Consider the following 12,319-nt stretch of genomic DNA (forward strand, 5'->3'; position numbering starts at 1 on the left):
GGTTACTTCAGGGAAGTCTTGCGCAGGTACGGCAGCACCGCGTCGAACTCACCGAACTTCGCCTTCGCGTCTTCGTTGGACACGCTCGGCGGAATGATCACGTCCTGCCCCACGGTCCAGTCCGCCGGTGTAGCGATGCCGTGTTGAGCGGTTGCCTGCAGCGCATCGAGAGCGCGCAGAATCTCGCCGAAGTTGCGCCCGACCGTCATCGGGTAGGTCATGGAGAGCTTCAGCTGCTTGTCCGGGCCGATGATGAACACCGAACGCACCGTAGCGCTATCCGCAGGCGTGCGGCCATCGGGCAGGTAGGCGTCTTCCGGCAGCATGTCGAACAGCTTGGAGACCTCGAGGCCCTCGTCAGCGATGATCGGAAAACCCACCGAACTGCCGCTGTAGGTTTCGATGTCTCCCGCCCAGCGCTTGTGGTCCTCGACGCCATCAACGGAAACCCCGATCACCTTGGTGCCGCGTTTTTTCCACTCTTCATCGAGCTTGGCCACCGCGCCGAACTCGGTGGTGCATACCGGGGTGAAATCCTTGGGGTGGGAGAACAGGATCGCCCAGCTGTCGCCGATCCAGTCGTGAAAGCGAATCGAGCCCTGGCTGGTCTCGGCATCGAAATCCGGAACGACGGCATTGATACGTAGTGACATGGTGCCTCCTCTTCAATTGAGCGAACTTTTAATACCTTAAACCACGTTCAGGCAATTCTCCATGGAACGTTTTGCTATAAGACTGTGACTCAACCCCGCCTGTTCCTGGCTCGCCCGGGTCGGCGTCGCGGCTTACTCTCGCGGCGGCGTGGGCGCCTCGCGGTCGCGTTTGACGCGGCCCAGCCAGCGCTGGCGAGCGTGATGGCGCAGGTTGGTCACGCTGTCGGTTTCATCGACGATATCCTGGCCCAGCAGGGTCTCGAGAATGTCCTCGAGGGTGATCAGCCCGACGAAGGTGCCGTGCTCGTCATGGACCACCCGCATGTGGGTGTGATCCTTGAGCATCGAAACGAAGACGCGCTCGACGTTGTCGGCGGCGTCCACCCGGCCGACCGAATGCATCAGCTCGCTCACGATGCGCTCGTCGCCGGCGTGGTAGGTATCGGCCTTGTGCACGTAGCCGAAGGGCTGCTCGGCGGCATCCATCACCGGAAAGCGGGTGAAGGAGGTTTTGCCGTGGAGGGCGTCGAACTCGGCCACGGTCATGTTGGGCGGCACCGTTTCGCACACCGTGCGCGGCGTCATTGCCTGAGAGACCTTGATCTCGTGCAGGTTCAGCACGTTGACGATGGTGCGCGACTCGTCTTCATCGAGCACGCGCTGCTCGAGCCCGGTGCGGGCCAGTACCTTGATCTCATCGCGCAGGTCCACGTCGTGCTCGGCGCTGCCCAAACGCCGCGTGATCTGTTCGGAAAGCCAGATGAACGGCAGCAGTGCGACGATCATCGGTTTGAGCAGGCGCGGCAGAAACGGCGCGATGGCCTGCCAATAGGTGGCGCCGATGGTCTTGGGAATGATCTCCGAGAGCACCAGAATCAGAAGCGTCATCACCGCCGAGACGATGGCGATCGACGCCTCGCCAAACACCACCGCTGCCTGAGCGCCTACCGCAGTCGCCCCGACCGTGTGGGCAATGGTATTGAGCGTGAGAATCGCCGCCAGCGGCCGGTCGATCTGGCGCTTGAAGTGATCAAGCGAAGCGTGAAGCCGCGGGTTGTCGTTCTTGAGCCGAGCGATGTAGCTCGGCGTGAGAGATAAAAGCGCCGCCTCGAGAATCGAGCAAAGAAACGACAGCGCAATCGCAAGTGTGGCGGTGATGATCAGAAGCAGCATGGTGGCTCGTCGGTAAGGGTCTTGAGCGGTTATAGGAGTCCGCGCGTCGCCTGTCAATACGGCCCGAGAGACAAGGCTCGAGTGAGTCAGGTGTCCAGCAGACGCTGCGCAAACGCCTCGAGATCGGTCACGGTCATGTCCGGCTCGATGCCCCAGGGGTCGAAGGGCGCATCGCTTCGCCGGCGCACCCAGGCACTTTTCAGCCCGGCGTGCTTGGCGCCGATGACGTCGAAGGCGTTACTCGACACAAGCCAGGTATGCTCCGGGCGTGCCTCCAGCCGCGTGCGCAAATACGCGTAGACGGCGGGGTCGGGCTTGAAGCGCTTGATCGTATCCACGCTCACCAGATCGTCCATGTAGCCGGTCAGCCCCGCCTTGCTCAAAAGCCCCCCAACCGCCTCCTCGGTGCCGTTGGAGAACGCCACGCAGCGAACCCCGGCCGCCTTGAGCTGCGAAAGCGCCGCGCCCACCTCGCTGAAGGCGGGAAGCTCGGCGTAAACGCTCATCAGATGATCACAGTCGTTCTCGGAGAGACCGGCCTGCATCGCGCGATCGGTAAAGAGCAGCGCCTTGTGAGTGCACTCGGCGAAGTCGACGTAAGCCCCCATCAGGCCGAAGCGAAAGCTGTACTCGAGCTGCTTCTCGCGCCAGCGCCTCGAGAACTCCTGGGCGCTGGAAGGCGTCTTCAAACGACGCTCAAGCTCATCAACGACGCCCTGGGTGTCGATCAACGTCCCGTAGACGTCAAAAGCTAGAACCGGCTGCATGGTGTACCTCGCTTGTGTGAGTCGCTGTGTTACAAGCGTAGTTTGCTCGACGCAAAACAAGAACGCCGCTGCCTTACGCAGCGGCGTTTGAACCAGCATCATGACGATCGCAAGACGTCAGACGGTGAACGCCGCTTCCTGCGCACCGGTCTTGAGATCGCCGGAGCGGGTCAGCTCGTCGGTGACGCGGTCGACGGCACGTTTGGCCCGGCGGATCACCTCGTCCACTTCCTGGCGGTTGATGGTCAAGGGCGGCGCGAAGCCGAGGATGTCGCCCTGGGGCATGGCGCGGGCGATCAGGTTCTCCTCGAGCGCGGCGGCGGCGACCCGTGGGCCGACCTTGAGTGCGGGGTCGAAGTGCAGGCGCTGTTTCGCCTCCGGCGAGAACTCGAGTGCGGCCATCAGGCCCACGCCGCGCACGTCGCCCAGAAGCGGATGGCCTTCGAAGGTCGCTTTCAGCTGGCGCTGGAAGTAGTCGCCGGTTTCGGCGGCGTTGCCGACCAGGTTCTCGTGCTCGATGATGTCCAGGTTCGCAAGCCCCGCCGCGCAGCCGAGCGCGTGGCCGGAGTAGGTCCAGCCGTGGCCGATCGGGCCGAACTCGCCGGTGCCGGCTTCGAGCACTTTCCATACCTTGTCGCCGACGATCACCCCCGAGAGCGGCTGGTAGGCGCTGGTCAAGCCTTTGGCGATGGTGACCAGATCCGGCTCGATACCGTAGTGGTGGCTGCCGAAGGCGGACCCGGTGCGCCCGAAGCCGCATACCACTTCATCGGCAATCAAGAGCACGTCGTACTTTTTCAGTACCGCCTGGATCGCTTCCCAATAGCCCTCCGGCGGCGGCACGATGCCGCCGGTGCCGAGCACCGGCTCGCCGATGAAGGCCGCCACGGTGTCCGGGCCTTCGTCCAGAATCATCGACTCGAGCTTATCGGCACAGAACGCGGAAAACTCGCGCTCGGTCATGCCGTGCTGCTCGGCGGCGCGCAGATAGTAGTGCGGCGCCTCGGTGTGGCGGATGGTATCGATCGGCAGGTCGAAATGATCGTGAAATGCCTTGAGCCCGGTGAGCGAGCCCGACGCGATGCCGGAGCCGTGGTAGCCGCGCATCCGCGAGATCACTTTCTTCTTCTGCGGACGGCCCAGCACATTGTTGTAGTAGCGCACGATCTTGAGCTGGGTTTCGTTGGCATCACTGCCTGACATGCCGTAGTAGACCTTCGACATGTTCATGCCCGCGGCCTTGACGATGCGCTCGGAGAGCTCGATTTGCGGCTCGTTGGCGTGGCCCACGTAGGTGTGGTAGTAGGAGAGCTCCAGCGCCTGCTGGTAGATCGCCTCGGCGACTTCGGTGCGCCCGTAGCCAATGTTCACACAATAGAGCCCGGCGAAGCCGTCGATGAACTCGCGCCCATCCTTGTCGACGATATGGATGCCCTGGCCGCCGGTGATCACGCGGCCCGGGGCGTCGCCGTGGGCGAAGTCCTTCAGGTGGGTCGAGGCGTGAAAGGTGACCTTGCGGTCGCGATCGATTAACTGCTGATGCTGACTCATACGCTGCCTTCTGTACACGCGCCCCGCCCGCCATCGAACGGGGCATTCACTATCTTGAAAAAACGTCGTTGGAAACGATCGTTGCAAAACCATCGCGCTCTTTTCGGCGCCGGACATTCAGCTGCCGGAGACCGAGCCTAGCGCCCCGAGGCAGTAGTACTTGGTTTCCAGGTACTCGTCGATGCCGGTGGCACCGCCCTCGCGACCAAGGCCCGACTGCTTGACGCCGCCGAAAGGCACCGGCGGGCCGGTCATCTTGACCGAGTTGACGCTGACCATGCCGTACTCGAGTGCCCGCATCAGCTTCCAGATGCGGCGAATGTCGTGGGTGTAGACGTAGGCCGCCAGGCCGTACTCGGTGTCATTGGCCATGTCGATGACTTCGTCATCGCTGGCGTAAGCGGTGATACCGGCGACCGGGGCAAAGTTCTCCTCGCGCCATACCTTCATCTGCGGCGTAACGCCCGTCAGCATCACCGGCATGAAGAAGTTTTCCCCCGGCGCGCCGGTCTGATCGCCCGCGACCAGCGTCGCGCCCTTGGAGAGCGCGTCGTCGACGATCGCGGCGGCTTTTTCTACCGCCTGGCGGTGAATCAGCGGGCCGAGGTCCACCTCGCTCTTGAAGCCGTTGCCCACGGTGAGCGCGGCCATGCGCTCGGCAAACGCAGTGACGAATTCGTCATGGATCGATTCGTGGACCAGAATCCGGTTGGCGGCCAGACAATCCTGCCCGGCGGTCTGGAACTTCGCCGCCACGGCGGCGAGTGCTGCCTCGCGCGGATTCATATCCGGGCCGACGATGAACGGCGCGTTGCCGCCGAGCTCAAGCGCCAGCCGCTTGACGGTATTCGCGCTCTGCTCGATCAGAAGCCGCCCCACGCGGGTAGAGCCGGTGAACGATAGCGCTCGGATGCGCGGCTCGCTACAGAGAATCTTCGAAACCTCGGTAGGCTCGCCCAGCACCACGTTGAAGATGCCCGCGGGAATACCCGCACGCTCGGCAAGCTCGGCCAGCGCCAGGGCGGAAAACGGCGTCTCGTTGGCGGGTTTGACGATGACCGGGCAGCCCGCGGCGAGCGCCGCCGCCGCCTTGCGGGTGATCATCGCCAGCGGAAAGTTCCAGGGCGTGATCATCGCGGCAATGCCGACCGGCTCCTTGATCGTGCCGAGACTGGCGTTGGGAATGTGGCTGGGGATGGTTTCGCCGTAGGTGCGCTTGCCCTCTTCGGCGAACCAGCGCACAAAGCTTGCGCCGTACTCCACCTCGCCACGCGCGTCCGGCAGCGGCTTGCCCTGCTCCAGGGTCATGATGCGCGCCAGATCCTCGCGGTTTTGCTGGATCAGGTCATACCAGGCGAGCAGGCGCTCGCAGCGCTCGTCGGCGCGCAGCAGGCGCCAATGAGCGAATGCCGCCTCGGCGGCATCCACCGCTGCGGTGACCTGCTTGGGTTCGAGCAGCGGAATATGGCCGATGGTTTCATTGGTGGCCGGGTCGACCACGGCCTCTTCGCGGCCACCTTCACCGTGGGTCCATTTGCCGTTGATATAGGCGTACTGGCGAAAAAGGCGCGGGTCGTCGAGGCGATTGGAGAGCGCGGTCATCTAAACCTCCTTGAGTCACTAAAACGCGACAGCGGCAAAGCGCTGGATCAGTAGCGTTACGGTACGCCCTGGCGCGCACGAAGTGTTTTTGAAACGATGGCGTTATTGGCATACTTTTTTTGCTGCCAGCTCTTTCCAAGCGGTTTTTTTTGGCCACGGCCCGTCAGGCTGCGTACAAAACGCCCGTTGTCGAGTAAGCTGGCAGCCTAATATGGGGAGTTTGTAAGCCTGTCGCGTTCGAGGGGCTGCCATGGCAAGAGGCCAGGGCGTGAGCGCTGGGCGGATTCAGAGGCCGCTTTCGTGTATCGACTCACGTATTACCATCAAATGCTTAGCCGACGCAGCGGTGATCGCTCCGTGCGCGATCAGTACGACGAGGACCGCTACGCCGACCGTCTGCGCTCGCTAAAGCAGATTACCGTTTGGCTGGTGCTTTTCTACTTCTCCTATACGCTGGTCGACATCCACCTTCTCGACGACATCACCTGGCGCTCGATACTGATGCGAAGCTTGATCGTCGGGCCGGCCGCCGCCGCGCTTTGGTTCTACTACACGCGCCCGGCTTCCATTCGCCGCAAGGAGCTCGCTGCGACCCTGGTCTCTTGTTTGGGGTGCGTGGTCTGGTGTGGGGTACTGATCGGCTCGAACGATCACAACGTGCTCAACTACTTCTATGCCGGCCTGGTATTCATCCTCGTGCTCACTATCGTGATCACGCCGCCTTTCGAGTACAGCCTGTACGCCTCGCTGTTCGTGTTCGCTTGTCTCTACGCCACGATCTGGTTTTTACAGGGGGTCACCAGCGCCTATGTGCTCAATCACGTGTCGCTGGGCGTGCCGGTGCTGGTGCTCTCATTGATGGCCAACTACCGCTTTTGTGCCGAATCCCTGCGACTCTATCTTGAAAACCTGCGCGTGGAGCAGTTGCGTGGCGAGCTGGCCTTGAGAAACGCCGAACTCGAGCGCCTCTCCTCTCTCGACCCGCTCACCGGGCTTGCCAATCGCCGGGCGTTGGCGTACCACGAAGAGAAGCTGGCCAAGCGCCAGGGATCGCCGCTGAAAGCAGCGGTCATCCTCGTCGACATCGACCATTTCAAGGAGTACAACGACCATTACGGCCACGGCGAAGGCGACAGCTGCCTGCGCGCCGTCGCCAACGCCATCAAGGGTGCCTGCGCGCCGAGCGATGTAGTCTGCCGCTACGGCGGTGAAGAATTTCTGGTATTGCAGTATGACGAAGAGGCGCCGAACGGCGACGACGTGATGGCGCAAAAGGCGCTGATCAAAGCCGAAACCATTCGCCAACGCATCGCCGAGCTCGACATCGCGCATCGGACCACTCAAGCGGGCAGGGTAACGGCAAGTCTGGGCGTCTGCTGCGCGACGCTCGATCAGCGAACCACGCTCAAGACATTGACACGCTGCGCCGACGAGGCGCTTTACCACGCCAAGCAGCAGGGGCGCAATCGAGCATGTCAGCGACGTTATGCCCAAGCGCCTGTTACGCTGCCAAACGATGCCTGTTCATGAAAAATCTTCGGGGGCGAGCGCCAGCGGCTCGCGTTTGACGGTCTTGGTCACGATATAGGTGAAGTAGCGCTCGATTCCGGCGTCACTGATCAGCCAGCGATCCATCAGCCGCTGGTAGCTATCGATCGAGCGCGCCTCGAACTTGACCAGGTAATCCACCCCGCCGCCAACGGCTACGCACTCGGTGACCTCCGGCGTCTCGCGCACCAGCGCCTCGAAGCGCGAAAAGCTCTCGGCGTTGTGCGCCTTGAGCTCGATCTGCACCCACACCGGGTTACGCGGCACCAGCGCCTCTGCTTTGATGCGCGCGCTGTAGCCTTCGATGATGCCCGCTTTCTCCAGCCGCTTGACCCGCTCCCAGCAGGGGCTGATCGAGAGATTGATCGCCTCGGCCAAGCGCGACTTGGTGATGCGCCCTTCGCGGCTCAGAATATCGAGAATCTTGAGATCATAACGGTCGAGTTTATGCACGCGGCGCTCAAGCCTCCAGTCGATCGACGACATCGGCGATCACTGCCAGCGTGTCTCCCATGTTGATCAGCGACGGCGCGCGGCGCGCCATTAAAATGCCGTCGCGCTCGGCCTGGTAGGCCACCGGCTCGGCACCGCTTCGCGACATGTCGTACACGTAGGCGATGGTCTGGCCCTTTTTCACCGCCTCACCCAGCGCCACGGTCAGCTCCAGCACGCCCTGGTGCTGGCTCTGCACGTAGCAGCTGGCATCCGGCATATCGAGATAGATCTGGCCCCCTTCCGGCATGACCACCTCGCCGTCGACCAGCCCGTAGTGAACGAGAAAGTTGCGCACGCCCTGCTCGGTGATCGCCATGCTTTGCGGGGTCGAGGTGCCCCCGCCGCCGAGTTCGGTGGCCACGAACACCTTGCCCTGGCGCTCGCAGGCGGTATCGAAGAGTTTTTCGGCGTCGAGCTCGAACATCACCATGGCGTAGGGGGCGCCGAAGGCCTTGGCGCCTTCGAGGGCGGCCTGCTGCTGCTCCTTGTCGTCGAGCACGTGGGAGGCGCCAAACGGTAGAATGTCGAGCGTGCGCCCGCCGGAGTGCAGATCGAGCACGACATCGCTCATCGGCACCAGCACGCGGGTGAAGTAGTCGGCGATCTGGGAGGTGACGGAGCCGTCCGGGTCGCCGGGAAAGCTCCGATTCAGGTTGCCCTTGTCCATCGGCGAGGTGCGCGTGCCGGCCATCACCGCCGGCGTGTTCATACAGGGTACTATGATCACCCGGCCCTTGACCTCGTCGGCGGTAAGCGCATTGGAGAGCTTCAACAGCGACGTGATGCCCTCGTACTCGTCGCCATGGTTGCCGCCGGTCAAAAGCGCGGTGGGGCCTTCGCCGTTTTTCACTACGGTAATGGGGATCATCACCGCGCCCCAGGCGGAGATATCGGTGGAGATCGGCAGCTTCAAAAAGCCGTGCTGAACGCCGTCGGCGTCGAAATCGACGGTGGCGGAAACGGGGCTGGGTCGGCGGGTCGGCGCTTGCTGAGTCATACGTATCCTTGGTCGAGTCTTGCGGCGCGGTCGTTACTTGACGAACAGCTGGCGCGGAAAATTCGCCAGCGTCTCGCAGCCGTCGTCGGTGATCAAAATGCTCTCGGTGATCTCCAGGCCCCACTCGTCGACCCAGAGTCCGGGCATGAAATGGAACACCATGCCGGGCTTTAAAATCGTTTCGTCCGAGGGGCGCAAGCTCATGGTGCGCTCGCCCCAGTCCGGCGGGTAGGAGAGCCCGATGGAGTAGCCGCAGCGGGCGCCGCCGCGATCGAAACCGTACTTGTCCATCGCCGCGCCCAGGGCCATGGCGATATCCGCGGTGCGGTTGCCGGGTTTGGCCACCGCCAGACCGTTTTCGATGCCTTCGAGCAGCGCGGATTCGGCACGAATGAAGTCCGTCGGCGGCGTACCCAAAAACACCGTGCGCGACAGCGGCGCGTGGTAGCGCTTGAACACCCCGGCGATCTCGAAAAACGTGCCCTCGCCCTTCTTGAACGGCGTGTCGTCCCAGGTCAGGTGCGGGGCAGCGGCGTCCTTGCCGGTGGGCAGCATGGGCACGATCGCCGGGTAGTCGCCGCCGAACACCTGCCCGTTTTCGTCGACGAAGCCCTCGATGCCAACGCGGTAGATCTCGGAGACCAGCTTGCTCTTGGGCAGGCCCGGCTCAATCACTTCGAGAATGCGCGAGTGCATGCCCTCGACGATCCTGCCGGCCACGCGCAGATACTCGATCTCCCGGGGCGACTTGATCGCCCGGCACCAGTTGACCAGCGAGTTGGCGTCCATGAAGCGGGCGTGGGGCAGCTCGCGCAGAAGGCTCTGATAGGCCTTGGCGGAGAAGTAGTAGTTGTCCATCTCCATGCCCACCACCCCGGTGTGCCAACCGCGCCCAGGCAGAATCGACTGCGCCAGATACTCCATCGGGTGCATGTCGGGGTTCTGCACGTAGTAGTCGGGGTAGTAGGTGATGTTTTCCGGGTCGATCCAGCAGGTGCGCAGCGCCCCGTTGGCGTCCATGCGCCGCCCGAACCAGACCGGCTCGCCTTCGAGGCCCACCAGCACGCACTGGTGAACGTAGAACGACCAGCCATCGTAGCCGGTCAGCCAGGCCATGTTGGAAGGGTCGCTGACGATCAGTACGTCGATACCGCGGCCGGCCATTTCAGCGCGCACCTTCCAGAGGCGGCTGGCGTACTCTTCGCGGGTGAACGGCAGGGAAACCTCATTCATCGAGCAACTCGTTTCTCAAGATCGCTAAATCCAGCGTGCTGGGCCAGGGCAGCGACAGGCCGCGTGAGCGCCGCCGTTGTCGTCTTCAGCCGATACTAGCACCCACCCTTGCCAGTTGGTCAAAGCCTTTTGCAAAACTCGCTTAAGCGCCGCCGCACCTTTACCCGCATACGTGCTACCTCTTGCGCTTGAGTCGGCTTTTCAAAAGCTCGAGCACGGCGCGCTCGTCCGGGCCGGTCAGATCCTCCTGCTCGAGCTCCACCTCTACCAGTTGGCGAAAGTTCTCGAGCGTTTGACCGTCGAGATAGCTCTCCACCACCCGCGGGTCGATATAGCTCGCTTTGGCGATGCTCGGCGTGTTGCCAAGCGATTTCGCCACCCGCTCGACGGCCTCGCGCACGTTCTTCTCGCTGACTTTCTCGTCGTCGTCGACGCCCAGCTCCTCGAGGGCCAGCGCAGCGATCGAGGTGCCCGCCCAGGTCCTGAAATCCTTGGCGCTGAACGCATCCCCCATCACTTCGTGGATGTAGTCGTTGAGATCATGACTGTCGACGCGCACCTTGTCGCCGTTCTCGTCGAAGTACTTGAAGATCTCGTAGCCCGGCGTCTCGTCGAGCTCCGCCACCACGCTTGCAAGCCTGGCATCCTCCACCACCCGGTGCTGGTCCTGACCGCTCTTGCCGCGGTAGTCGAAGATCAGCTCGTCGCCGTCGATGGTCAGGTGCTTCGAGCGCATGGTGGTGAGCCCGTAGGAGTCGTTTTGCTCCCGGTAGCGCTCGCTGCCAGGGCGAAAGTAGGCGCTATCGATCAGGCGCACCATGCAGGCCAGCACCTTTTCGCGCGGCAAGCCCTCAAGAAGCAGATGCTGGCCGGTGACCCGGCGCATCGGCGTGAGCTTTTGAGCGAAAGCGATCATGCGGTCGAATTTCTTCGCCTCGCGCTTTTCGCGCCATTTGGGGTTGTAGACGTACTGCTTGCGCCCGGCGTCGTCGCGCCCGGTGGCGTAAATGTGGTGGCGCTTGTCGAGCGTGATCTCGACGTCGCGCCAGGCCGGCGGAATCGCAAGTGACTTGATCCAGGCCCGCCACTTCTCGTCCTTGAGCGTCTCACCGTCTGCGGTTTTATAGGTAAAGCCCTTGCCGCTGCGCTTTCGCGTCACCACGCGGGCCTGGCGGGTAGTCATGGTGATCTCCTTTCTCCATGAATGACGGCCTTGAGAAGCGGCCTCGAGTGGCGGCGTCCTTGCAGCGCTCGCCCTACTTAACCCATGATAGCCGGTAACCTACAACATGCGATTCACGGGAGCCGTCATGAAGATAGTGGTCCACACCGATCAGGCCGAGCAGTGGCAAACCGCCCTTTCCGAGGCGCTCCCTGACGCCACGGTACTCACAAGCGCCGCGCCTGCCAAAGAGCGCCAGGGCGCCGACTATCTCGCCGTTTGGAAAGCCCCGGGGCATCTGTTGGCCGAGCAGACCGCGCTCAAGGGCATCATCAACCTGGGCGCCGGGGTGGATCATCTTTTGGCAACGCCCGAGCGCCCAAAGGATGTACCGATCGTCAAACTGCGCGATGCCGGCATGGGCGAGCTGATGGCGGACTACGTGCTCTACGGCGTGCTGCACTTCTACCGCAGCCTGGATCATTACCGTCTTCAGCAGCCGGATGCGCAGTGGCAGCCGCACGAAGTGGTGGAAAAGTCGCAGTGGCCGGTGGGCGTACTGGGGCTTGGCGCCATTGGCCGCGCGGTCGCAAGCGCGCTTTACCAGGCAGGGTTCCCGGTGCTGGGCTGGAGCCGCTCGCCCAAGGAACTCCGCGACATTCGATGCCTGCACGGCGACGCCGGGCTCGATGAGCTTTTGGGCCAGGTGCAGTGCGTGGTGACCATTTTGCCGGATACCGCGGCGACTCGGCACATTCTCGATGCCGAGCGGCTGGCGCGCCTTCCTCAGGGCGCCAGCGTGATCAACCCCGGCCGCGGCAGCCTGATCGACGAAGCGGCGCTTTTAGAGGCACTCGGCGATGGCAGCGCGCCTGGTCATTTGCGCGGCGCGCTGCTGGACGTGTTCGAACGCGAGCCGCTGCCCACTGAGAGCCCCCTTTGGCGCCACCCGCGTGTTATCATCACCCCCCACATGGCCGCCCCCACGCCGCTGGCGGACGCCATCGACCAGGTGATCTCCTACGTCCACGCCTTCGAGGCCAACGAGGCGCTTGAGACGGTCAATCCGGACGAGGGCTACTAGGCTCTGTCTGCAAAGTGCCTGCGCTCGACAATACGGCGTTAAATATTGGCTCGT

At 63.0% G+C, this 12,319-nt stretch carries 11 protein-coding genes; 2 read left to right on the forward strand and 9 right to left on the reverse strand.

What is annotated here, in order from left to right; all coding sequences use genetic code 11:
* Positions 1-2: 2 nt before the first annotated feature.
* The 5 genes from ACGK9R_RS08910 to ACGK9R_RS08930 form a co-directional block, all read right to left on the reverse strand.
* Positions 3-653 (reverse strand): peroxiredoxin, encoded by a 651-nt coding sequence (locus ACGK9R_RS08910; protein ID WP_394580352.1) that lies wholly within the window; start codon positions 651-653, stop codon positions 3-5.
* Between the two features lie 132 nt (positions 654-785).
* Complete coding sequence (locus ACGK9R_RS08915; RefSeq protein WP_394580354.1) at positions 786-1,826, reverse strand: CNNM domain-containing protein; 1,041 nt, start codon at positions 1,824-1,826, stop codon at positions 786-788.
* Positions 1,827-1,912: 86 nt separating this feature from the next.
* Complete coding sequence (locus ACGK9R_RS08920; protein WP_394580356.1) at positions 1,913-2,593, reverse strand: haloacid dehalogenase type II; 681 nt, start codon at positions 2,591-2,593, stop codon at positions 1,913-1,915.
* Positions 2,594-2,710: 117 nt separating this feature from the next.
* Positions 2,711-4,144: an aspartate aminotransferase family protein gene (locus tag ACGK9R_RS08925; protein WP_394580358.1), complete on the reverse strand. Its 1,434-nt coding sequence runs from the start codon at positions 4,142-4,144 to the stop codon at positions 2,711-2,713.
* A gap of 117 nt (positions 4,145-4,261) precedes the next feature.
* The gene (locus ACGK9R_RS08930; RefSeq protein WP_394580359.1) at positions 4,262-5,746 is read right to left on the reverse strand and encodes an NAD-dependent succinate-semialdehyde dehydrogenase; all 1,485 of its coding nucleotides are present in this window, start codon (positions 5,744-5,746) and stop codon (positions 4,262-4,264) included.
* Between the two features lie 300 nt (positions 5,747-6,046).
* On the opposite strand from ACGK9R_RS08930, the gene ACGK9R_RS08935 reads away from it, so the two are divergent.
* Entirely contained in the window at positions 6,047-7,276 is a 1,230-nt protein-coding gene (locus ACGK9R_RS08935) for a GGDEF domain-containing protein (protein ID WP_394580361.1), read from the forward strand.
* On the opposite strand, the gene ACGK9R_RS08940 is transcribed toward ACGK9R_RS08935, so the two are convergent.
* From ACGK9R_RS08940 to ACGK9R_RS08955, 4 genes are all read right to left on the reverse strand, one after another.
* Positions 7,271-7,747, reverse strand: coding sequence for an Lrp/AsnC family transcriptional regulator (locus ACGK9R_RS08940; protein WP_394580363.1), 477 nt, complete (start codon positions 7,745-7,747; stop codon positions 7,271-7,273). The genes ACGK9R_RS08935 and ACGK9R_RS08940 overlap by 6 nt on opposite strands.
* Before the next feature lie 7 nt (positions 7,748-7,754).
* The gene (gene doeB / locus ACGK9R_RS08945) at positions 7,755-8,786 is read right to left on the reverse strand and encodes a N(2)-acetyl-L-2,4-diaminobutanoate deacetylase DoeB (RefSeq protein ID WP_394580365.1); all 1,032 of its coding nucleotides are present in this window, start codon (positions 8,784-8,786) and stop codon (positions 7,755-7,757) included.
* Positions 8,787-8,819: 33 nt separating this feature from the next.
* Positions 8,820-10,019: an ectoine hydrolase DoeA gene (doeA, locus tag ACGK9R_RS08950; protein WP_394580367.1), complete on the reverse strand. Its 1,200-nt coding sequence runs from the start codon at positions 10,017-10,019 to the stop codon at positions 8,820-8,822.
* 175 nt (positions 10,020-10,194) lie between these two features.
* Positions 10,195-11,202 (reverse strand): DNA topoisomerase IB, encoded by a 1,008-nt coding sequence (locus ACGK9R_RS08955; protein WP_394580369.1) that lies wholly within the window; start codon positions 11,200-11,202, stop codon positions 10,195-10,197.
* Positions 11,203-11,329: 127 nt separating this feature from the next.
* On the opposite strand from ACGK9R_RS08955, the gene ACGK9R_RS08960 reads away from it, so the two are divergent.
* Entirely contained in the window at positions 11,330-12,265 is a 936-nt protein-coding gene (locus tag ACGK9R_RS08960; protein WP_394580371.1) for a 2-hydroxyacid dehydrogenase, read from the forward strand.
* Positions 12,266-12,319: the final 54 nt, after the last annotated feature.

Origin of the sequence: Halomonas sp. HNIBRBA4712 (genome assembly GCF_043558675.1) — a bacterium.
GTDB lineage: Bacteria > Pseudomonadota > Gammaproteobacteria > Pseudomonadales > Halomonadaceae > Vreelandella.

Bases quoted from the DNA above. Each gene is read 5' to 3' on its own strand.
- ACGK9R_RS08910 (WP_394580352.1), bottom strand. From the start codon at position 653: ATGTCACTACGTATCAATGCCGTCGTTCCGGATTTCGATGCCGAGACC.
- ACGK9R_RS08915 (WP_394580354.1), bottom strand. From the start codon at position 1,826: ATGCTGCTTCTGATCATCACCGCCACACTTGCGATTGCGCTGTCGTTT.
- ACGK9R_RS08920 (WP_394580356.1), bottom strand. From the start codon at position 2,593: ATGCAGCCGGTTCTAGCTTTTGACGTCTACGGGACGTTGATCGACACC.
- ACGK9R_RS08925 (WP_394580358.1), bottom strand. From the start codon at position 4,144: ATGAGTCAGCATCAGCAGTTAATCGATCGCGACCGCAAGGTCACCTTT.
- ACGK9R_RS08930 (WP_394580359.1), bottom strand. From the start codon at position 5,746: ATGACCGCGCTCTCCAATCGCCTCGACGACCCGCGCCTTTTTCGCCAG.
- doeB (WP_394580365.1), bottom strand. From the start codon at position 8,786: ATGACTCAGCAAGCGCCGACCCGCCGACCCAGCCCCGTTTCCGCCACC.
- doeA (WP_394580367.1), bottom strand. From the start codon at position 10,019: ATGAATGAGGTTTCCCTGCCGTTCACCCGCGAAGAGTACGCCAGCCGC.
- ACGK9R_RS08955 (WP_394580369.1), bottom strand. From the start codon at position 11,202: ATGACTACCCGCCAGGCCCGCGTGGTGACGCGAAAGCGCAGCGGCAAG.
- ACGK9R_RS08960 (WP_394580371.1), top strand. From the start codon at position 11,330: ATGAAGATAGTGGTCCACACCGATCAGGCCGAGCAGTGGCAAACCGCC.